Source organism: Lysinibacillus sp. 54212, from assembly GCF_036662795.1.
Lineage (GTDB): Bacteria > Bacillota > Bacilli > Bacillales_A > Planococcaceae > Lysinibacillus_B.
Map to the genome: position 1 here is coordinate 13,289 of NZ_JBAFWZ010000002.1, position 21,483 is coordinate 34,771.

Genomic DNA, 21,483 nt, shown 5'->3' on the forward strand with positions numbered 1-21,483 from the left:
AAAAAGCTATTGAGGCTTATAACATATTGGAGGACGTTATTGTGACTAAACGTGCACTAATCAGTGTTTCGAATAAAGAGGGTATTTTAGAATTTTCAAAAGAGCTTGTTGGATTAGGCTACGAGGTTCTTTCAACTGGCGGTACAAAAAAATTACTTCAAGATAACAATGTACCTGTTACAGCTGTTGATGAAGTTACTAAATTCCCTGAAATTTTAGATGGTCGTGTCAAAACATTAAACCCAATGATTCACGGTGGATTATTAGGGAAATTTGATGAGCCTAGCCACGTGGCGCAAATGCAAGAGCACGGCATTGAGCCAATAGAAATCGTTTGTGTGAACCTATACCCATTCGTTGAAACCATTTCAAAGCCAAACGTATCATGGGACGATGCTATTGAAAACATCGATATCGGTGGTCCAACAATGCTACGTTCAGCAGCGAAAAACCATGATTATGTAACAGTTATTGTGGATGCAAACGACTATGAGGGCGTACTTGAAGAGTTAAAAGCAGACAGTAAGACAACGATCGAAACACGTCGTCGTTTAGCAGCAAAAGTATTCCGTCATACTGCTGCATATGACTCTTACATTTCAAATCATCTAACAGATGCGATTGGTGAAGAGTTCCCAGAGAACTTAACGTTAACGTATGAGCTAAAGCAAAACTTACGCTATGGTGAAAACCCACACCAAAAGGCTGCATTCTATCAAAAACGTCTTGGCTCTGATTTCTCTATCGCGTATGCAACTCAGCTACACGGGAAAGAGCTTTCTTACAACAATATTCAAGATGCAAATGCCGCACTTCAAATCGTAAAGGAATTTGAAATGCCAGCTGCTGTAGCTGTGAAGCATATGAATCCTTGTGGTGTTGGTACGGGTGTAACAATCGAAGAAGCATTCAATAAAGCATATGAAGCAGACCCAACATCGATTTTCGGTGGGATTATCGCACTGAATATGGAAGTAGATCAAGCAACAGCTGAGAAGCTTTCAGGTATTTTCTTAGAAATCATCATCGCACCAAGCTTCACAAAAGAGGCGCTTGATATTTTAAAGGCTAAGAAAAATATTCGACTAATGACAATTGATTTCTCACAAGCAAAACAAGATCAGTTCAATGTTGTTTCTGTTGAAGGTGGCTTACTTGTTCAAGAGCCGGATCGTTTAGGATTTGGCAATGCTGATATTAAGGTTGTAACAGACCGTGAACCGACTGAAGAGGAATGGAATGCATTACAGCTTGGTTGGTCGGTTGTAAAGCATGTAAAGTCGAATGCTATTGTAGTATCGGATAGCAGAATGACACTTGGTGTGGGTGCTGGTCAAATGAACCGTGTTGGCGCAGCAAAAATTGCTTTCGAGCAAGCTGGTGAAAAAGCAAACGGTGCAGCACTAGCATCTGACGCATTCTTCCCAATGAGCGACACAGTAGAAGCTGCAGCAAAAGCGGGGATTAAGGCAATTATCCAACCAGGTGGCTCGATTAAAGACCAAGATTCAATCGACATGGCAAACAAATATGGCATCGCAATGGTATTCACAGGCGTACGTCATTTTAAACATTAATTTGATATGGAAAAACCGTTGATCTCCGTGAAAAGCGGACGCTTTCCGCGGGCGAAGCGCTGAGCCTCCTCGTCGCAAGGTGCTCCTGCGGGGTCTCATCACTCCGCTTTCCCGCAGGAGTCGCCGCTTTTCACTCCAATCAACTTAAATCCTACTGTTACAGATTCGGATGAAAAATAAATCATCTTAAGGATTTTGACAAATCGTTCAGAGATTCCAGAATACGCAACATTGTTTTCGTAGTCCTTATCTTATTTTTTAACCTATGCCTGTAATAGAGTAAATCGATGTTAAAAAAGTTAATAGTGTTTATTCACCATTACTACATGGCACATTGTGATAAAAATCTATTGGAGAATACCATTTTAAATTTCTTTCCAATGTCTATTACAAAATGATGCTTGTTGATTGGAGTGGAGGTTAGGCGACTCCTTGGGGATTAGCGTCCCAGATGAGACCCTGCAGCGAGCATTACGAGTGAAGCGGCTCATCGGGCGCCCCCAGGAAAGCGCCTAGCCATAACGGAAATCAACAATTAACTAACAATATAAAAGGTGTATTTTTACGTCATTTCAAACATTAATAAAAAAAGCTTGGTTTACTCGTCTATGTAACGCTATAATAGAATAATGTTTCGCTATTACTCTGGCCGGGTAGTAGCAGAAGCGTTTATACATGAGGGTGATGATATTCTTTCTGGTCGGAAGAATATCCATCCCAATCGGTAGCATGGCTTTGGCCGGACATGCTATCAAATATATATGCAGGAATCATCCACTTTGGCCGGGGGATGAGGAAGGCAACCTATTATGAAGTAAGGCTGTATGACTATTCTGGTCGGATACAATTACAGGAGCTTCATAATAAAAAACGCTCGCTTAATGTTGGTTAGGCGAGCGTTTTTTTACTAAAATAAATGAACATCATTGTGCCTATATAAAGGGTAAGAGGTGTTTATTAATACATAGACGAGATTTACCAATTATAAAATTTTCCTATCTGGAGGGTATTAAATATGAAGATTCTTGTAATCGGTAGTGGTGGTCGTGAGCATGCGATTGCAAAGCAATTTAGCATTGCGCCATCCGTAGAAAAAGTTTTCGTAGCACCTGGTAATGACGGAATGCGCGGAGATGCCGAAGTTAGAGCAATCGATGGGCTTGACTTCGAAGCGTTAGTCTCTTTTGCAAAGGAAAACGAGATTGACTTAACATTCGTTGGTCCTGAGCAGCCACTTGCAGCAGGAATTGTGGATTACTTCCAAGAGCATGGGTTAACGATTTTTGGTCCTACTAAAGCAGCGGCAAAAATTGAAGGCTCAAAATCATATGCTAAGGAAATTATGAAAAAATACAATATTCCTACGGCTGCTTATGAAACATTTACAGAGGCAGAGCCAGCGATTTCTTATATTAAAGAGCAAGGAGCACCAATCGTTATTAAGGCAGACGGTTTAGCTGCTGGTAAAGGTGTAATTGTTGCGATGACAGAGCAGGAAGCAATCGATGCAGTAAATGATATGATTGGTAACCAACGTTTCGGCGATTCTTCTTCACGAGTTGTTATTGAAGAATTCCTAGATGGTGAAGAATTCTCATTCATGTCATTCGTGCATAACGGACAAATTTATCCAATGGTTATTGCACAGGATCATAAGCGTGCATACGATGGCGATAAAGGTCCAAATACGGGTGGTATGGGCGCTTATTCACCAGTGCCGCAAATTTCTCAAGAAGTGGTATCACGTGCTTATATTGAAATTGTTGAGCCAACAGTGAAGGCAATGGAAGAAGAAGGCGTTTCGTTTACAGGTATTCTTTATGCAGGTTTAATCTTAACAGAAAAGGGACCAAAAGTAATCGAGTTCAATGCGCGCTTCGGTGACCCAGAAACGCAAGTAGTACTTCCACGTATGACTTCTGATTTCGGTTTATTTATGAAGGCGTTAATGGAAGAAAAGTTCTTTGATCTACAATGGTCTAATGAGGCGATGCTAGGTGTTGTTGTTGCAGCTGAAGGCTATCCAGGTGATGTGGAGAAGGGTAATCCACTTCCAACACTAGATGACCTTGGTTTACCTGTTTATCATGCAGGCACAAAGCTAGTAGACGGTACGTATGTAGGGAATGGTGGACGTGTATTACTTGTTGCTGCAAAGGCGGAAACATTAAAAGAAGCACAGGAAAAGGTATACGAAGCAATCGATACAAAGGAATGGGATAAATTCTTCTTCCGTAAAGATATCGGCTGGCGTACATTTCAATAATTAAAAAGAGGCAGTCGCGTTGGTTTGCGACTGCCTACTTTTTTGTAAAGTGTTATATCTAGTCCATCATACTTTCCATCGGATCTTTTTTATCCATTAGTGCGACAAGGGGACAATATTGATACATGCCTTCTGCTACCTTCATAGCTCCAGCAACAATCATTGCCTTGCCGATCATGCAGCTAGAATCATTCACAATTCTTGCTGTTCCGAATGAAACCATCGAAACGCCACATATTAAACGTATAAAGGCATTTTTTTCTGAAATGTTGTCTTCTAGCACAATTATCACCTCCCCAATAAAGTAAAATAATCCCTTTGAAGTACTTTGCTTTATGAAAGTGCTATGTTACGATAAAATCGTCTAAGCAAGGAGCAAGCTATCAGCTTAGAAAACATTCGTAGTATACGCTGTTTACAATCTGCTATACGTTTAATCATTTTTGAATTGGAAGGGGTGTTCGAATATGCCTGAAATAAAATGGAAAATACAAAATATTCGTGAGCAAGTAGCTGTTATAGATGGAAAGAGAGCACCGTCCATCGTGTTAAAAAACGCTCGTTATTTGCATAGCATTTATAAAAAATGGATGCTGGGGAACATTTGGATTTTAGGAGATCGCATTGTTTATGTAGGACAGGAAATGCCGGTCAATACGAGCAGAACTGAAATCGTTGATGTAGAGGGTAAAACGATTGTTCCGGGCTATATCGAGCCACACGTGCACCCATACCAGCTATATAACCCACAATCATTTGCGCAATTTGCAAGTCAAACAGGTACGACAACATTTTTATCTGATAATATGACGTTTGTTTTATCATTTCAAAATAAGAAAGCGTTTACAATAATCCAACAATTGAATGAACTGCCATTTTCATTCTACTGGTGGAGCCGTTTTGATTCTCAAACGGAGCTAGAAAATGAGGATGAGTTATTTTCAAATGCCTCTGTTCTAGAGTGGCTAGATCGCCATGATGTCTTACTTGGAGGAGAGCTAACGGGCTGGCCACGCTTATTGCGCGGTGACGACCAAATGCTCTATTGGATTCAATCAGCAAAGCATAAAGGGAAAAAAATTGAAGGTCATTTTCCGGGTGCCTCCGAACGAACATTAGTTAAGATGAAGCTTTTAGGAGCGGATGGCGACCATGAGGCGATGACTCTTGAGGAAGTTGAAAATCGTATCTTGCATGGCTATGCAGTGACGTTACGTCATTCATCCATTCGACCAGATTTACCGAATTTATTAAAAAGTATCGTAGAAAAAGAACATGCTATTTTTGATCACTTAATGATGACTACAGATGGCTCAACGCCAAGCTTCCACCAAGACGGAGTGATGGACAAATGTATTCGTGTGGCGCTAGATGCAGGTGTCTCTCCAATCGATGCCTACCAAATGGCAAGCTATAATGTAGCGCGCTATTATAACATGTCCGGCTTACATGGAATGATTGCAACTGGTCGATTTGCCACATTAAATATTTTAGCCGACGAGCTCACACCAACTCCTGAATCGGTACTATCAAAGGGAGTTTGGTTAAAGAGGGATGGTGCTCAGTGCTATACATTCCCTAAAATGGACTGGTCTCTTTTTGGAAAGCTGGATCTTGACTTTGATCTACAAGAGGATGATTTCCAATTTTCAATGCCAATCGGAATCGGGATGGTAAATGATGTGATAACAAAGCCTTATAGTGCTAAAATTCACGCAAATACTAGCATGCTATCAGAAGGAAGCGATGAAAGCTATTTAATGCTCGTTGATCGTAAAGGGAGATGGCGCGTTAATACGATGATAAAAGGATTTGATACGGGCGTAAAAGGGTTTGCATCCTCCTATTCGAATACTGGCGATATCATTTTAATTGGGAAGAGCATTCACGATATGGCATGTGCATTCCAAGAACTAAAGAGCATGAATGGAGGCATTGTGCTAGTAGAGGATGGACAGGTTGTTGAAAGCATTCCATTAACAATTGGCGGATCCATGTTTGAAGGGAATGTGGAAGAGCTAATACAAAAAGAGGTAGCGCTAAAAGAAGCCCTCCAAGCACGTGGCTATAAACATTGTGATGCAATTTATACACTACTATTTTTACAATCAACACATTTACCATACATTCGTATTACACCACGGGGGATCTTTGATGTCATGAAAAATGCAGTGATGATTCCGTCTGTAATGCGCTAAAGAAGGGGATAGATCCTATGGTCAAAAAAAGAATGTTGTTCGCATTATGCTCGATATTACTTCTGACAGCTTGTAATGATGAAAAAGATAAAGCAGTCCAGGATGAAAGAGACGACGTAGAGGAGGCTGGAGTGGCGGAGAAGCTTCCTTATACGACGCCTTTTACAGGGGAAGCCGTAGCGGAAGAGCCAGTACTTCGCCCTATACTTGTTACGGTTAATAATCATCCCGATGCGCGTCCTCAATCGGGTATTGCCTATGCTGATGTTGTTTATGAAATGCTAGCAGAGGGGGATGTCACACGCTTCCTCGCTCTGTACCAATCCCAATTGCCGTCAAATATTGGTCCGGTACGTAGTGCACGTTCTTATTTTATTGATATTGCAGAAGGGCTGGATGCCTTTTATATTGCACATGGCTATAGCCCAGAAGCGAAGTCGATGCTATCAAGTGGTGTAGTTGATAATATAAATGGGATGCAGTATGATGGGACTCTCTTTAAGCGATCGTCTGAACGAAAAGCACCACATAATTCCTATATTGAGGGTGGAGATATTACAGCTGCTGCAGAAAAAGTAGGGGCTTCATTAGTTTATCAGAAAAAAATATCATATTCGTTTTATGAAGAGCAAGATAGTGTTAAAATAGGGTTGGATGCAAATCAAGTAGCAATGAATTATGGTAAAAATACTACGTTTAACAGTGTTTATACGTACCATAAAGAATCCAACACTTATGGTAGACAATCAGCGAATAAGGACACAGTTGATTATTTAACCGGGGAGCCAGTAGCACTATCAAATGTGCTGTTCTTTGAAATGGCACATCGTACAATTGATCGCGAAGGTAGAAGAGAGATCGATATTACTTCTGGTGGCAAGGCCTATGTTGTACAGCAAGGTATGTTACGCGAAGTAAATTGGAAAAATAGAGATGGTTTACTCGTAGCAGTTGAAGATGACGGTAGTGATGTGAAGCTTGTTGCAGGGCAAACATGGATTCATTTTGTACCAACATCTCCTGGTCTAGCGTCGAGTGTGACATATTCAGAATAGTGAGGAAAGGGTGAGTTTAATGCAAATCGAAAAAATTCGTGGACATCAAACAGATCAATTGTTTAAAGCGGTATTGGAGCTAAAAGATATTGAAGAGTGCTACAAATTTTTCGATGATTTATGCACAATTAGTGAGATCCAATCACTAGCACAGCGCTTTGAAGTGGCACATTTATTACGTTTGAAAAAAACATATGAAACAATCAAAAAAGAAACAGGTGCTTCTACAGCGACAATTTCGCGAGTACGCCGCTGTTTTGATTATGGAAATGATACGTACGATGAAATGCTTGGTCGCTTATATCCGGACGAAAAACCGTTCCAAGCTCCGAAGTAATGAATCTACATACGAAAAGTTGTATGGCTTGAGGCTGGGCAGTTCACTGCTCAGTTTTTTTCATTCTTATTACTTTACGCTATACTTGAAGCAAAAGATTTTTTTGAATGGTAGGGGGATCTTATGGATTACTTAAATTGGAAGCATGTATTTAAAATTGATCCGGCAAAGGAAATATCTGATGAGGCGCTAGAGCTTGTTTGTGAATCCGGCACAGATGTCATTCTAGTAGGAGGAACAGATGGTATCACAATAGATAATGTCCTTGATATATTAGTTCGCGTTCGTCGTTATTCTGTTCCGGTTGCACTAGAAATCTCAACAATAGATTCGGTTACACCGGGCTACGATTATTATTTTATCCCTTCTGTGTTAAATAGCACGGATACGAAATGGGTGAAGGATTTACATCACGAGGCGATTAAAGAATACGGTGAAATTATGGTATGGGAGGAGCTAGTTGCTGAAGGCTATTGTGTATTAAATCCAGATTGTAAAGTTGCACAGGCTACAGAGGCAAAAACGGACCTTTCAGAGGATGATGTGATCGCTTATGCTCGCCTAGCAGAGAACTATTTTAAGCTACCAATTTTCTATATGGAATATAGCGGCACATACGGCGATCCAGCCTTAGTAGAGTCGGTAAAGGAAGTATTGAACGATACAAAGCTATTTTATGGTGGTGGGATTACGAATGCTGAACAAGCTGCAGAAATGGCTCGTTGTGCAGATACAGTAGTTGTTGGAAATATTATATATGACGACTTGCAGGCAGCTTTAAAAACAGTTGAAGCAGTTAAGGGAACTATGCTTTAATAATTAATATAAGAACAAGAGTTCGCTTTAAGGTGGTGCGTTATGAAACAAATTACGAATAATTTACTAGTTGGTATGAATCCTCAGCAAAAAAAAGCTGTGGAGACGACAGAAGGACCCTTATTAATTATGGCGGGTGCTGGCTCTGGAAAAACGCGTGTGCTGACACATCGTATAGCGTATTTAGTCGTTGAAAAGGAAGTATATCCATCCAAAATTTTGGCGATTACCTTTACGAACAAGGCAGCGCGAGAAATGCGTGAGCGAATTGACGCCATTTTAGGAAATGGCACGTGTGAAAGCATGTGGGTATCAACGTTCCACTCGATGTGTGTCCGTATACTCCGACGCAATATTGACCGCTTAGGCTATTCAAAAAGCTTCTCCATTTTAGATAGCTCAGACGGGCTGACGGTGATTAAAAATTTATTAAAAGAGTATAATATCGATCCGAAGAAATATGAGCCACGTGCGATTTTAAGTACAATTAGCTCCGCTAAAAATGAATGCATCACAGTAGATGGCTATAAGGCGAATATGAATCCTAACAACCCGTTTGAAAAGGTTGTTGCCCAGGTGTACGAGGGCTATACAAAGCGCCTTCGCTTAAACCAGTCGCTTGATTTTGATGATCTCATAATGATGACGATTACATTATTCGAACAAGCACCAGATGTACTCGAATTCTATCAAAATAAATTCCAATACATTCACGTGGATGAGTATCAGGATACGAACCACTCTCAATACAAGCTAGTACAAATGCTAGCAAAGAAGTTCCGCAATATTTGTGTAGTAGGGGATTCTGATCAATCGATTTATCGCTGGCGCGGGGCGGATATATCCAATATTTTATCGTTTGAAAAGGATTATAAGGATGCCAAGGTGATTATGCTGGAGCAAAACTATCGCTCAACAAAGCGTATCCTACAAGCTGCAAATGATGTGATCGAAAAAAATTCAAGCCGCTATCCGAAAGTGTTACGCACCGATAATGATGAAGGCGAAAAAATCGTTTATTACAAGGCGTACAACGAGCAGGAAGAGGCACAGTTCGTTGTCCAAACCATTCAGCGATTAATGGAAAAGGAAAATCGTAAGCTAGATGATTTTGCCATCCTATATCGTACGAATGCACAGTCTCGTGTGATGGAGGAAGTGCTCGTCAAATCGAGTATGAACTATCAAATCGTAGGTGGCACAAAATTCTATGACCGCAAAGAAATTAAGGACTTACTTGCCTACCTCCGCCTCATCGCAAATAACGATGATGATTTATCGCTAGCGCGGATTATTAACGAGCCAAAGCGAAGCATCGGTGCTACATCATTTGATAAAATGCTAAGTTATGCCATTGAACAGGACCGCTCTGTCTTTGATGCCATGAAGGAGCTTGTTTTTATCGGCTTAACAGGGAAAGCAGCCGCTTCGGCAGAAAGATTTTATGCGATGATTGCGGATTTAACAGCAAAGCAGGAGGAATTGTCCGTAACAGAGCTTGTAGAGCAAGTGATCGAGCGTTCAGGCTACAGAACAATGCTACAAAATGAAAAGTCGATTGAAGCAGAGAGTCGACTAGAAAATATTGAAGAATTTTTAACTGTTACAAAGGCATTTGAAGAGCGTAGTGAAGATAAATCGCTCGTTGCCTTTCTAACAGACCTTGCGCTAATTGCCGATATCGATTCTTTAGACGAAGAGGAGAAGGCAAAAGGTACCATTATACTAATGACGATGCATGCAGCAAAAGGACTTGAATTCCCTGTTGTATTTATTATCGGGATGGAAGAAAATATTTTCCCGCATTCTCGTACGTTAGATGATCCTGAAGAGATGGAGGAGGAGCGCAGGCTTGCATACGTGGGCATAACGCGTGCAGAACAACGGTTATATTTATCGAGTGCTCAATCTCGTACAATCTTTGGTCGCTCAAGCTTCAACGCACCTTCTCGATTTTTACGAGAAATTTCAGACGACATCCTTGAGCATGTATCGAGAGCTGGAGGTCGTTCACTGGCACAAGAGAGTTTACCATTTGGCTCCAATCGTTCCGGCTACCAGGATCGCATGCCGTATCGCTCACAGGGAGTGGTAAATAAAAGGACGGAGCCTGTTACAAAACCACAGGCAGCAAGTACAGCTAATCTATCTTCTTGGCGGATAGGTGATAAAGCCCTACATAAAAAATGGGGTAAAGGTACAGTTGTAAGTGTGAAGGGAGAAGGTGATGGCCTTGAGCTTGATATCGCCTTCCCGAATGAAGGCATTAAACGATTACTCGCAAAATTTGCGCCAATCACAAAGGCGTAATGGAGGTATTTTATGAATGAAACGGAACAACGCGTCGCAGAGCTAAATCAGTTATTGCATGAATATGGCTATGCCTATTATGTGTTAGACAAGCCGATCGTACCCGATGCTGTTTACGATGAACTTTTACATGAGTTAATTGCATTAGAGAAGGCCAATCCTTCTTTAATATATCCCGATTCCCCTACACAGCGAGTTGGGGGAGCTGTGCTTGAAGGCTTCCAAAAGGTTACACATCAATACCCGATGCTAAGCTTATCTAACGCCTTTGATGAAGGAGATTTACGTGATTTTGACCGTAAAATCCGCCAAGCAATTGGAGATAACTTTTCCTACGTTTGTGAGCTTAAAATTGATGGTCTTGCCATTTCCCTACGCTATGAAAACGGTGTGTTTGTGCAGGGTGCTACTCGTGGAGACGGCTCGGTAGGCGAGGATATTACGGCAAACTTAAAAACGATTCGCGCGATTCCCCTTCGATTAAAGGAGCCAGTTACAATCGAAGTCCGTGGTGAGGCATATATGCCAAAAAAATCGTTCGAGTCTTTAAATGCAGCGCGTGCCCAACGAGGCGAGGAGCTTTTTGCGAATCCGCGAAATGCAGCAGCAGGCTCGCTTAGACAGCTTGATCCTAAAATAGCTGCGAGCCGTAATCTTTCTACATTTATTTATTCGATTGGTGGAGATGGCGAGGCGTATGGTATTGATTCGCATGGAGAAATGCTAGATTACCTGCAGGAGCTAGGCTTCCCATCAAACCGAGAAAGACAGGCCTGTGCAACTGTTGAGGACGTATTAGCGTTTATTACTAAGTGGACGGAAGAACGCCCAAATTTACCTTATGAAATTGATGGTATTGTAATAAAAGTAAATCGATTCTCTCATCAGGATGAGCTAGGCTTTACAGCGAAAAGTCCTCGCTGGGCGATTGCCTATAAGTTCCCAGCCGAAGAGGTTGTCACAAAGCTACTTCATATCGATTTAACAGTTGGTCGTACAGGTGTGATTACACCAACAGCCATTTTAGAGCCAGTACAAGTAGCAGGAACAACAGTTGGTCGTGCCTCACTGCATAATGAAGATTTAATTCGTGAAAAGGATATTCGTATTGGTGATAAGGTCATTATCCGAAAAGCAGGAGATATTATCCCGGAGGTAGTGGGAGTGATTTTAGACCAGCGACCTGAACATACAGAGCCATATAAAATGCCGGAGCACTGTATTGCCTGTGATAGCGACCTTATTCGAATCGAGGGGGAAGTGGCCCTTCGATGCGTCAATCCAGCCTGCCCTGCACAAATTGCAGAGGGCATTAAGCATTTTGTATCGCGTAATGCAATGAATGTAGATGGGCTAGGCGAGAAGGTCGTGGAGCAGCTACTACGTGAGCGCTATATTGCCAATGCAGCGGATTTATATTTATTACAAGTAGAACAGCTTGTACAGCTTGACCGAATGGGACAAAAATCGGCAACGAATTTAGTGGAGGCATTAGAAAAATCAAAAGAAAATTCACTGGAACGACTGTTATTCGGCTTAGGTATTCGTCATGTAGGTGAAAAGGCAGCCAAAATTCTTGCCGAGCAATATGAAACGATGGATGCACTAATGGCAGCAACGAATACGGAGCTGACAAACATTCACGAAATCGGGGATAAAATGGCGGATTCAATCGTTGCGTACTTTGATAATGAGGAAGTTAAACTACTCATTCAACGACTACAAGGTGTTGGCGTCAATATGACCTATAAAGGTAAAAAGGTGGTTGTAGAGGCGGGTGCGAATCCGTTTGCTGGAAAAACAATCGTACTAACAGGAAAACTTGCCCAATTGACACGTAACGAAGCAAAAGCGAAAATAGAAGAGTTAGGCGGAACTGTATCAGGGAGTGTTAGTAAAAAAACAGACCTTTTGATTGCAGGTGAGGATGCTGGCTCAAAATTAGATAAAGCACAAAGCTTAGGCATCGAAATTTGGGATGAAAACCGTCTAATCGAACAACTACAACAGTAAAGGGGCTCACGTTAAGATGAACCGATTTCGCTGGATTCCGGCAATAATTGCCTTTGCGATGTTAGCTGGATGTGCACCGTCTATAAATCCAGACGGAGAAGTACTACATGAAACAGACCAATCAGAAGAAGTGGAAACGACAATTATCCCTAACCTAAAATTGAGTGATAATTATTACCGAACGTTAATTCCATATAAAGAAAGTGCGAGTCGAGGCCTAGTCGTATCTAATATTTCAACCAAATACGACATGAGAGAAGTGGAGAATGGGTTGATGCGCATTTCCCAGCATGAGTTCGATACAGAAAACTACTTCTTCCAAGAAGGGCAATACTTAGATAAGGAAACGATAAGCTTTTGGCTGGCTCGTAAAAACCAAACGAAGGATGAGGAACCAGAGCTACAAGGTCTAAATCCTTCCAGTATAGATAAAGCGACTGGACAGGAAATGGAGCCTACAGTCAAGGCAGATAAAGCACCCATTTATTTAGCTCATATAGTTGAGCAAAATTACTTGGTTAAAACGGACGAAAATAAAGTAAAGCTAGGCGGATTGTCGATCGGACTAGCCTTAAATTCTGTTTATTATTATCAAAAGGAACAATATGGGGAATACTTTGAGCAAGGAATTACAAATGCCGATTTAGTCAAGGCTGGTAAGGAAATGGCACAAGAGATTATTAACCGTCTTCGTGCTCGTCCAGAACTTGCTGATGTACCAATTGTTATTGCTCTATTTAAGCAAGAGGCACGAAATTCCATTGTTCCAGGTACTTATTTTGCCTATAATGTGTCCGATAAGAACGAAACCAAATTAGGTGAATGGGTTAATGTCGAAGAAAAATTTGTCACGTTCCCAATGTCTTCTCCGGAAGATATTTATCGTGAAATGAATGACGATTTCCAAAAATTTAAGCAAGATATTGATAAGTATTTCTCTAATTTTACGAGTGTTATTGGGACTGGCTTTTATCAAAATAAAGATATTGCAAGCTTAGAAATTGAGGTGCCGATTCAATTTTATGGAACAGCTGAAATAATAGGCTTTACGCAATATTTAACAGGTGTTATGTTAAAGCAATTCCCAGAGGATTTAGCGATTACAGTCAACATTACATCTGTAAACGGAGCAGAAGCACTGATTAAGAAAGAGCCAAACAGTGATGATCCCTTTGTTCATATTTATGAATAAAAACTAGCGTCGCAGTTAGCGACGCTGTTTTTCTAAAGAATGAGTTCTTTACACTTTAGTGTGCTAAATGACGAGAATTTTACGGTAGTCTTATAGAAGTTGGGTTATTTTTATCAAAGTTGTGATTTTTATATTGAAAAATGGTATTATATTGGGCATGGTTAACGAATTCGGAGGTGTATTAAATGGCGAAATTATCAAAAGAAGAGGTAAAGCACGTTGCACATTTAGCGCGCTTAGCTATTACAGATGAAGAAGCAGAAAAATTTGCTGAGCAACTAGGAAAGATTACAGATTTTGCTGAGCAGTTAAATGAACTAGATACGATAAATGTTCAACCAACATCACACGTGTTACCACTTGTAAACGTACTACGTGAAGACGTAGCGGGCGAAGGGTTACCACGCGAGAAAATGATGTTAAACGTGAAAGAGCAAGAAGCTGGTCAAGTAAAAGTACCATCAATTTTAGACTAATCAATAGGAGGCGCACCGCATGACATTATTTGAGCGTTCAGCGAAAGAATTGCAAGAAAGCCTACATAACGGTGAACTAACAATCGCTGATTTAACAAAAGAAGCATTCGGCCGTGTTGAAGCATTAGACGGCGATGTACAAGCGTTTTTAGCATTAAATAAAGAGCAAGCAACAGCACAAGCTGCCCAATTAGACAAAGTACCTTTTGAAGAGCGTGGACCACTTTTCGGTCTTCCAATCGGGGTAAAAGATAATATCGTAACAGAAGGCATAGAAACAACATGTGCTTCTAAAATTTTAGAAGGCTTCATGCCAATCTACGATGCAACGGTTGTGAAAAAACTGCGCGAGGCAGGCATGGTAACAATCGGTAAATTAAACATGGACGAATTTGCGATGGGTTCTTCTAACGAAAACTCAGCATACAAAACAACAAAAAATCCTTGGCATTTAAACCACGTACCAGGTGGTTCTTCAGGTGCATCGGCAGCAGCTGTAGCAGCAGGTGAAGTACCATTCTCACTTGGTTCAGATACAGGTGGTTCAATCCGCCAACCAGCAGCATATTGCGGTGTTGTAGGAATGAAGCCTACATACGGTCGTGTATCTCGTTTTGGTTTAGTAGCGTTCGCATCTTCACTTGACCAAATCGGACCAATTACACGTAATGTACGTGACAATGCTTTACTATTAGAAGCGATTTCGGGTGTAGATGAACACGACTCTACTTCAGCAAATGTACCAGTGCCAAACTACGCAGCAGCGCTAAACGGCGATATTAAAGGTCTTCGTATTGCCGTACCAAAGGAATTCCTTGGTGAAGGTGTTGGCGAAGCAGCGAAAAGGTCTGTGCTAGATGCTTTAGAAGTATTAAAAGGACTAGGTGCAACAGTAGAAGAAGTATCACTTCCACATTCAAAATACGCACTTGCTGCTTACTATATTCTGTCATCTTCAGAAGCTTCATCTAACCTTTCTCGCTTTGACGGTATCCGTTATGGCTTCCGTGCTGAAGGCGTGAAAAACCTAATGGAGCTGTACAAAGAAACACGTGCACAAGGCTTCGGTGATGAAGTAAAACGTCGTATTATGCTTGGTACTTACTCACTTTCTGCAGGTACGTACGATGCATACTACAAAAAAGCACAACAAGTTCGTACACTTATTAAGCAAGACTATGACAAAGTGTTCGAGGACTATGATGTAATTATTGGACCAACTGCTCCAACACCAGCATTTAAAATTGGTGAAAATGTAGATGATCCGTTAACAATGTACGCAAACGATATTTTAACGATTCCAATCAACTTAGCAGGTGTACCAGCTATTTCGATTCCATGTGGCTTCGAAAACGGTTTACCACTAGGCTTACAAATTATCGGTAAACACTTCGATGAAGAAACTATTTACCGTGCAGCATATGCTTATGAGCAAGCGACAGACTTCCATAAGCAAACTCCAGCTCTATGGGAGGGGAAATAATAATGAACTTTGAAACAGTCGTTGGTTTAGAGGTACACGTTGAGCTAAAAACAAACTCAAAAATCTTCTCATCTTCACCAAATCACTTTGGTGCTGAGCCAAATGCAAACACAACAGTAATCGACCTTGGTTATCCAGGTGTCCTACCTGTGTTAAATAAAAACGTTGTAGATTTCGCGATGAAGGCGTCTCTTGCTTTAAACATGGAAATCGAGCAAGAAACAAAATTCGATCGTAAAAATTACTTTTATCCAGATAATCCGAAAGCATACCAAATTTCTCAATTTGATAAGCCAATCGGGAAAAATGGCTGGATTGAAATCGAAATTCCAGCTAAAGGTGATACACCAGGCTATACGAAAAAAATCGGTATTACACGTCTTCACATGGAAGAGGATGCAGGTAAATTAACGCACGGTGATGGCTATTCATTAGTAGACTTCAACCGTCAAGGTACACCACTTGTTGAGATCGTATCTGAGCCGGATATCCGCACACCAGACGAAGCGTATGCATACCTTGAAAAACTAAAAGCAATTATCCAATATACAGGCGTTTCAGACTGTAAAATGGAAGAGGGCTCACTACGTTGTGATGCGAACATTTCTTTACGTCCTTATGGTCGCGAAGAGTTTGGTACAAAAACAGAGCTGAAAAACTTAAACTCATTCAACTTCGTACGTAAAGGCTTAGAGCACGAAGAAATCCGCCAAGCAGAAGTGTTAATGGCTGGTGGTGAGATTGAGCAAGAAACACGCCGTTTCGATGAGAAAACAGGTAAAACAATTCTGATGCGTGTAAAAGAAGGTACGGATGATTACCGTTACTTCCCAGAGCCAGATTTAGTACGCCTTTCAATTTCGGATGAGTGGGTTGAACGTATTAAAGCGTCGATTCCAGAGCTTCCAGATGCTCGTAAAGCACGCTATGAATCAGAGCTTGGTTTAACTGCTTATGATGCTGCTGTCCTTGTTATCAATAAAGAAATCTCAGACTTCTTTGATGCAATGGTAGCTGCTGGTGCAGATGCAAAGCTTTCTGCTAACTGGTTAATGGGTGACGTTTCTGCTTACTTAAACGCAGAGCAAAAAGAGCTTGGTCAAACAGCTCTTACACCAGAAAACCTTGCAGGCATGGTGAAATTAATTTCTGACGGTACAATCTCTTCTAAGATTGCGAAGAAAGTTTTCACTGAGCTCGTAACAAATGGTGGAGACGCAGCGAAAATCGTAAAAGAAAAAGGTTTAGTGCAAATTTCTGATCCAGCTGTCATTCTTGGTTTCGTAACAGAAGTGTTAAATAACGATCCAAAATCAGTAGAAGACTTCAAAGCAGGTAAAGACCGTGCAATTAAGGCATTACTTGGCCAAATTATGAAAGCGTCTAAAGGTCAAGCAAACCCACAATTAACGAACCAAATCCTTATGGAAGAAATTAATAAACGCTAATAATGCTGTACACGGCTATCGGTATTAATCGGTAGTCGTGTTAGACTGTAAGCAAACTTTATTAGTTCCATAGAAATCAGCAAGCCCCGCCACTCCGCTTTTCGTGGGCGAGCGCCGAGCCTCCTCAAATTTGCACGAGTGCAAATTCTGCGGGGTCTCGACTGTCTCGCTTTCCCACAGAAGTCTACGTGGCGGGGCTTGCTTTGTTTTTTTATCATAGGGTGGGATGAGCATGAGCTGAAGATCCTGCCGCCTAGCATTTGCGAGTTGAGGACGCTGAATCCAAGTCCTCGAAAACATACTAACATTAGTAGGAGTGTAGAAAAGCCGTGCGCACGTATCGGAATATGCGGTTAAGTGTTGATGAAGAGCTAGGGCAGTAGTAACGGGACCCAAAATGGCTAATAGAATCAGAAAATTGGCGAGTATTTACCTTTAAAGGCTAGTAATATTTTTGCCCCGTTTTACATTGGCTAGTAAATTTGAAATTTTGGCTAATATTTTAAAAAATATGGCTAGTATTTTCGAATTGTTGGCTAGTATTTTGAAAAATGTGGCTAGTAACCTTGGACTCCATTAGAAAATCTCATCACGCCCCAAAATAAGGCTGATGATATTTTATCGTCACGTTCTGTCACATCCATCGCCTTCGTGACCACAAATCGTGTAGCAGACGCTTGCATTTCGCTACAAGAAACATCTGTTAGCTTCTGGCGCTGGCATAAATCAACATTAGCAATACTTATACATGGGCATTAATTTATCACCTCCACCTTTATGCCAAGTTCAAATAGTTGTGAAAAAGGGGCTCAAGTTGCACAATAAAAGGAATAGGGGGGATTATAAATGAAAACAGAGCAACAATATTTTGAAGAGAGTATGCCAATTTCAGACTATATGGATGGCATGACTCAGCTGAAAGAAAGCAGCCTTGCGATTTATGAGGCATTTAAAGTACCACAGGACGATTTTATTGCGAAATTGAAAACCAGTGGGCTACATATTTTAGCTATTACCGAGGATTGGTGCGGCGACGCTATGCTAAATAATCCCATTATCCGAAAAGTAGCTGAGGCTGCAGATTTGGAAATGCGTACTGCCCTACGTGATGCCGATACAGAGCTGATTGATCGTCATTTAACGAATGGTGGTCGTGCCATTCCGATCTACTTGTTATTAAACGGAGCAGGGGAGATTGTCGCGAAGTGGGGCCCACGTGCACCACAGTTGCAGCAAATGGTCGAAGAGGCACGTGCAGGTCTACCACAAAAGGACGACCCAGCCTTTGAAGAAGCGCAAAAGGAATTATATAAAAATTTATTAGAACAATACACAAGCGATGCCAAGCTTTGGACTTATGTATATGAGGATTTCAAAAAACGAGTAACAGAAGCGTTAGCATAATGAATGGGGGTGTCCAGAAAGTAAAAACTTTCTAGACACCCCCATTGTATTAACTCCACCGTTTAATCTGCTCCTCTGACCCATACACAAAATGCTGTGGACGCACCTCATACATGCTTTCCATTGCAGTCGTTTCTTCATGCTCGTATGGAATGCGTTGACGACGTTTTTCTAACAATGGATTTGGCTGTGGCACAGCTGATAATAGTGACTTTGTATAGGGATGAATCGGCCCATGATAAATTTCCTCTGCAGGGCCTAGCTCGATTATTTTACCTCTATACATCACGGCAATTCGGTCACTAATATACTTCACCATAGAAAGATCATGTGCAATAAATAAAAACGTTAATTTAAGCTCCTTTTGAAGCCTCTTTAATAAATTAACTACTTGAGCTTGAATCGAAACATCGAGTGCTGAAATCGGCTCATCTGCAATAATAAAGCTAGGATTCAAGCTAAGTGCACGAGCAATCCCGATACGTTGCCGCTGTCCACCAGAAAACTCATGTGCATAACGGTTCGCATGCTCACGATTTAACCCCACAGCCTCTAATAGGGACACAATTTTTTCAGCACGCTCTTTTTTATTCCTATAAAGTCGGTGAATATCGAATGCCTCACCGATTATTTCACCCGCTGTCATACGGGGGTTTAATGATGCATAAGGATCCTGAAAAATCATTTGCATTTCACGATTAAACTGCCGTAATTCTTTTTTAGAAGAAATATCACTAACGTTTTTCCCTTTAAAAATAATTTCTCCCTCTGTAATATCGTAAAGATGAACGATAGAGCGGCCCGTTGTAGATTTACCGCAACCAGATTCACCTACAAGCCCGAGTGTCTCGCCTTCAAACACATCAAAGCTAATGCCATCAACAGCTTTAATCGGCTGCTTCCTTGTCCCAAAATATTGCTTTAAATTTTTGACCTCTAATATTTTATTTGGCATAGAGTTTCTCCTCCTGCAAATAGCCCTGGATTCGTTTAGAAACTAAAGGCGGAACTGGAATCTTTGGTGCATCCGGATGTAATAACCATGTTTTGGCAAAATGAGTGTCCGACACCTGAAACATTGGTGGCTCCTGAACATAATCAATAGCTAGTGCAAACTCATTACGTGGAGCAAAGGCATCTCCATTAGGTGGATCAATCAGGTTAGGAGGGGAGCCTGGAATCGCACGTAGGAGCTCATCGCTATCATTATTTAAATCAGGCATTGAGCCGAGCAAACCCCACGTGTATGGATGCTGCGGGTTGTAGAATATTTCATTTACGGTACCGTACTCCACAATTTGCCCAGCATACATAACAGCTACACGGTCTGCAACGTTCGCCACAACACCTAAATCATGTGTAATAAAAATAATCGACGTATTATTCTTTTTTTGGATATCCTTCATCAGCTCTAGTATTTGCGCTTGAATTGTCACATCAAGTGCTGTAGTCGGCTCATCGGCAATTAATAGCTTCGGATTTGCTGCTAATGCTATCGCGATTACCACACGCTGACGCATCCCCCCGCTTAGCTCATGCGGAAATTGGCGAAAACGTTTTTCTGGGAGTGGAATTCCAACCTGTGCTAATAATTCAGTGGCACGCGTTTTCGCAACACTACGCGATACCTTCTGATGCTTTAATATCACCTCAGTAATTTGGCGACCAACACGCATTGTAGGATTTAGCGCTGTCATTGGGTCCTGGAAAATCATCGCCATATCATTTCCGCGAATTTTGGACATTTCCTTTTCCGTAAGTTGAACTAAATCTCGTCCTTGGAATACGATTTGTCCTCCTTTATAAAAACCAGGTGGCTGAGGAATTAGCTTCATTAGAGCGTTACTCGTTACACTTTTTCCAGAGCCCGATTCACCTACAATGGCAAGGGTTTCTCCTTCATATAGCTCGAAATTGACACCACGTACGGCCTGAACGATACCTGCAAAGGTTTTAAAATGGATGTGCAAGTCTTTTACTTCAAGTAGCTTATTCATAGCAAGCCCCCCCTTATTTTCGTAATTTCGGATCAAGTGCATCTCGAAGGCCATCTCCAACTGCGTTAAATGCAAAAATGGTTAACGAGATAAAAAGAGCAGGGAATAAGAGCCGCCACGGTGCCGATCTAAGCGCCTTACTACCTTCAGATGCCATCGTTCCCCAGCTCGCCTGAGGTAGGCTAACACCTAAGCCTAAGTAGCTTAAAAAAGCCTCTGTAAAAATGGCAACAGGTACTGTTAATGTCATCGTCACGAGAATTGCCCCGAGTGCATTGGGAATTAAATGCCGTTTAATTAAATGCCACTTTCCAGCACCTAACGTACGCGCCGCTAGCACATATTCTTGATTTTTAATCGACAAAACCTCGCCCCGTACGATACGCGCCATATTAATCCAGCCTGTAATCGAAAGAGCGATAATCATCGGAATTAAACCTGGCTTCATGACGACGAGTAGAATAATCACAACAAGTAAATAAGGGACAGCCGTTAATACATCTGCAATACGCATCATAATATTATCTACACGACCACCAGAAAGGCCTGCAATACTACCCCATAAAACACCGATAATTAAATCGATTAAGGCAGCAGCTAAACCGATGAATAAAGAAATACGCGCCCCGTACCATACACGAACAAACATATCGCGAGCTAAATCATCCGTACCGAACCAATGGATAGCAGAAGGGGCAGTATTATAAAGCCCTAATTGATCACTATATTTATACGGAGAAAAAATAGGAACGAAAATAGCCATTAGCACAATAATTACTAATAAGATTAACCCTATAATAGCAAGTTTGTTTTGAGAAAAACGAAGCATAACTTCCTTCCAAAAGGACACCGATTTATCGGAAAGCTTGTCTGCTTCATTCGTTCGACTACCGACAACGTTAAACATCTCT

The 21,483-nt window shown here is 41.3% G+C and carries 18 protein-coding genes; 14 read left to right on the forward strand and 4 right to left on the reverse strand.

The genetic code is table 11. The features are described from left to right. Nucleotides 1–41: 41 nt before the first annotated feature. The 3 genes from purH to purD all read left to right on the forward strand — a co-directional run bounded on the left by purH (nucleotide 42) and on the right by purD (nucleotide 3,843). Nucleotides 42–1,577 carry a bifunctional phosphoribosylaminoimidazolecarboxamide formyltransferase/IMP cyclohydrolase gene (gene purH / locus V4T18_RS01865; RefSeq protein WP_332645940.1) on the forward strand — a complete coding sequence of 512 codons (1,536 nt, stop codon included), beginning with the start codon at nucleotides 42–44 and terminating at the stop codon, nucleotides 1,575–1,577. 745 nt (nucleotides 1,578–2,322) lie between these two features. Beyond that, on the forward strand, nucleotides 2,323–2,469 hold the full coding sequence (locus tag V4T18_RS01870; RefSeq protein WP_332645941.1) for a hypothetical protein: 147 nt from the start codon (nucleotides 2,323–2,325) through the stop codon (nucleotides 2,467–2,469). Between the two features lie 123 nt (nucleotides 2,470–2,592). Beyond that, nucleotides 2,593–3,843, forward strand: coding sequence for a phosphoribosylamine--glycine ligase (gene purD, locus V4T18_RS01875; protein ID WP_332645942.1), 1,251 nt, complete (start codon nucleotides 2,593–2,595; stop codon nucleotides 3,841–3,843). A gap of 58 nt (nucleotides 3,844–3,901) precedes the next feature. Here purD and V4T18_RS01880 read toward each other — a convergent pair whose 3' ends face one another. Next, complete coding sequence (locus V4T18_RS01880) at nucleotides 3,902–4,126, reverse strand: YgaP-like transmembrane domain (protein WP_332645943.1); 225 nt, start codon at nucleotides 4,124–4,126, stop codon at nucleotides 3,902–3,904. Nucleotides 4,127–4,310: 184 nt separating this feature from the next. Between V4T18_RS01880 and V4T18_RS01885 the strand changes: the two genes are divergently transcribed. From V4T18_RS01885 to V4T18_RS01935, 11 genes are all read left to right on the forward strand, one after another. Continuing rightward, nucleotides 4,311–6,041, forward strand: coding sequence for an adenine deaminase C-terminal domain-containing protein (locus V4T18_RS01885; protein ID WP_332645944.1), 1,731 nt, complete (start codon nucleotides 4,311–4,313; stop codon nucleotides 6,039–6,041). A 17-nt stretch (nucleotides 6,042–6,058) separates the two neighbouring features. After that, nucleotides 6,059–7,096 (forward strand): DUF3048 domain-containing protein, encoded by a 1,038-nt coding sequence (locus tag V4T18_RS01890; RefSeq protein ID WP_332645946.1) that lies wholly within the window; start codon nucleotides 6,059–6,061, stop codon nucleotides 7,094–7,096. A gap of 19 nt (nucleotides 7,097–7,115) precedes the next feature. Then, a complete protein-coding gene (locus V4T18_RS01895; RefSeq protein WP_332645947.1) occupies nucleotides 7,116–7,433 on the forward strand; it encodes a YerC/YecD family TrpR-related protein in 318 nt (105 codons plus the stop codon). A gap of 123 nt (nucleotides 7,434–7,556) precedes the next feature. After that, nucleotides 7,557–8,249 (forward strand): heptaprenylglyceryl phosphate synthase, encoded by a 693-nt coding sequence (locus V4T18_RS01900; RefSeq protein WP_332645949.1) that lies wholly within the window; start codon nucleotides 7,557–7,559, stop codon nucleotides 8,247–8,249. Between the two features lie 42 nt (nucleotides 8,250–8,291). Further along, on the forward strand, nucleotides 8,292–10,559 hold the full coding sequence (gene pcrA, locus V4T18_RS01905) for a DNA helicase PcrA (protein ID WP_332645951.1): 2,268 nt from the start codon (nucleotides 8,292–8,294) through the stop codon (nucleotides 10,557–10,559). Nucleotides 10,560–10,571: 12 nt separating this feature from the next. Next, nucleotides 10,572–12,572 carry an NAD-dependent DNA ligase LigA gene (gene ligA, locus V4T18_RS01910; RefSeq protein ID WP_332645953.1) on the forward strand — a complete coding sequence of 667 codons (2,001 nt, stop codon included), beginning with the start codon at nucleotides 10,572–10,574 and terminating at the stop codon, nucleotides 12,570–12,572. Between the two features lie 16 nt (nucleotides 12,573–12,588). After that, nucleotides 12,589–13,764 carry a CamS family sex pheromone protein gene (locus V4T18_RS01915; protein WP_332645955.1) on the forward strand — a complete coding sequence of 392 codons (1,176 nt, stop codon included), beginning with the start codon at nucleotides 12,589–12,591 and terminating at the stop codon, nucleotides 13,762–13,764. Nucleotides 13,765–13,949: 185 nt separating this feature from the next. Further along, nucleotides 13,950–14,240 carry an Asp-tRNA(Asn)/Glu-tRNA(Gln) amidotransferase subunit GatC gene (gatC, locus tag V4T18_RS01920; RefSeq protein WP_332645957.1) on the forward strand — a complete coding sequence of 97 codons (291 nt, stop codon included), beginning with the start codon at nucleotides 13,950–13,952 and terminating at the stop codon, nucleotides 14,238–14,240. A gap of 19 nt (nucleotides 14,241–14,259) precedes the next feature. Continuing rightward, nucleotides 14,260–15,723, forward strand: a complete 1,464-nt coding sequence (gatA, locus tag V4T18_RS01925; RefSeq protein WP_332645960.1) for an Asp-tRNA(Asn)/Glu-tRNA(Gln) amidotransferase subunit GatA — start codon at nucleotides 14,260–14,262, stop codon at nucleotides 15,721–15,723. Between the two features lie 2 nt (nucleotides 15,724–15,725). Then, a complete protein-coding gene (gene gatB / locus V4T18_RS01930) occupies nucleotides 15,726–17,171 on the forward strand; it encodes an Asp-tRNA(Asn)/Glu-tRNA(Gln) amidotransferase subunit GatB (RefSeq protein WP_332645961.1) in 1,446 nt (481 codons plus the stop codon). Nucleotides 17,172–18,017: 846 nt separating this feature from the next. Continuing rightward, a complete protein-coding gene (locus V4T18_RS01935) occupies nucleotides 18,018–18,575 on the forward strand; it encodes a thioredoxin family protein (RefSeq protein ID WP_332645963.1) in 558 nt (185 codons plus the stop codon). A gap of 49 nt (nucleotides 18,576–18,624) precedes the next feature. Here the strand turns inward: V4T18_RS01935 and V4T18_RS01940 are convergent, their stop codons facing one another. The 3 genes from V4T18_RS01940 to V4T18_RS01950 are packed head-to-tail and all read right to left on the reverse strand — an operon-like array spanning nucleotide 18,625 to nucleotide 21,479. Further along, on the reverse strand, nucleotides 18,625–19,530 hold the full coding sequence (locus V4T18_RS01940; RefSeq protein ID WP_332645965.1) for an ABC transporter ATP-binding protein: 906 nt from the start codon (nucleotides 19,528–19,530) through the stop codon (nucleotides 18,625–18,627). Then, nucleotides 19,520–20,572, reverse strand: coding sequence for an ABC transporter ATP-binding protein (locus V4T18_RS01945; protein ID WP_332645966.1), 1,053 nt, complete (start codon nucleotides 20,570–20,572; stop codon nucleotides 19,520–19,522). The genes V4T18_RS01940 and V4T18_RS01945 overlap by 11 nt, the downstream gene beginning before the upstream one ends. A 13-nt stretch (nucleotides 20,573–20,585) precedes the next feature. Next, nucleotides 20,586–21,479, reverse strand: coding sequence for an ABC transporter permease (locus tag V4T18_RS01950; protein WP_332646283.1), 894 nt, complete (start codon nucleotides 21,477–21,479; stop codon nucleotides 20,586–20,588). Nucleotides 21,480–21,483 lie beyond the last annotated feature (4 nt).

Excerpts from the sequence above, each read along its gene's own strand:
- pcrA (WP_332645951.1), top strand. The coding sequence starts at position 8,292 with ATGAAACAAATTACGAATAATTTACTAGTTGGTATGAATCCTCAGCAA.
- V4T18_RS01935 (WP_332645963.1), top strand. The coding sequence starts at position 18,018 with ATGAAAACAGAGCAACAATATTTTGAAGAGAGTATGCCAATTTCAGAC.
- V4T18_RS01870 (WP_332645941.1), top strand. The coding sequence starts at position 2,323 with ATGCTATCAAATATATATGCAGGAATCATCCACTTTGGCCGGGGGATG.
- V4T18_RS01950 (WP_332646283.1), bottom strand. The coding sequence starts at position 21,479 with ATGTTTAACGTTGTCGGTAGTCGAACGAATGAAGCAGACAAGCTTTCC.
- V4T18_RS01900 (WP_332645949.1), top strand. The coding sequence starts at position 7,557 with ATGGATTACTTAAATTGGAAGCATGTATTTAAAATTGATCCGGCAAAG.
- V4T18_RS01885 (WP_332645944.1), top strand. The coding sequence starts at position 4,311 with ATGCCTGAAATAAAATGGAAAATACAAAATATTCGTGAGCAAGTAGCT.
- V4T18_RS01895 (WP_332645947.1), top strand. The coding sequence starts at position 7,116 with ATGCAAATCGAAAAAATTCGTGGACATCAAACAGATCAATTGTTTAAA.
- gatA (WP_332645960.1), top strand. The coding sequence starts at position 14,260 with ATGACATTATTTGAGCGTTCAGCGAAAGAATTGCAAGAAAGCCTACAT.
- gatC (WP_332645957.1), top strand. The coding sequence starts at position 13,950 with ATGGCGAAATTATCAAAAGAAGAGGTAAAGCACGTTGCACATTTAGCG.
- V4T18_RS01915 (WP_332645955.1), top strand. The coding sequence starts at position 12,589 with ATGAACCGATTTCGCTGGATTCCGGCAATAATTGCCTTTGCGATGTTA.
- ligA (WP_332645953.1), top strand. The coding sequence starts at position 10,572 with ATGAATGAAACGGAACAACGCGTCGCAGAGCTAAATCAGTTATTGCAT.
- V4T18_RS01890 (WP_332645946.1), top strand. The coding sequence starts at position 6,059 with ATGGTCAAAAAAAGAATGTTGTTCGCATTATGCTCGATATTACTTCTG.
- purD (WP_332645942.1), top strand. The coding sequence starts at position 2,593 with ATGAAGATTCTTGTAATCGGTAGTGGTGGTCGTGAGCATGCGATTGCA.
- gatB (WP_332645961.1), top strand. The coding sequence starts at position 15,726 with ATGAACTTTGAAACAGTCGTTGGTTTAGAGGTACACGTTGAGCTAAAA.
- V4T18_RS01940 (WP_332645965.1), bottom strand. The coding sequence starts at position 19,530 with ATGCCAAATAAAATATTAGAGGTCAAAAATTTAAAGCAATATTTTGGG.
- V4T18_RS01945 (WP_332645966.1), bottom strand. The coding sequence starts at position 20,572 with ATGAATAAGCTACTTGAAGTAAAAGACTTGCACATCCATTTTAAAACC.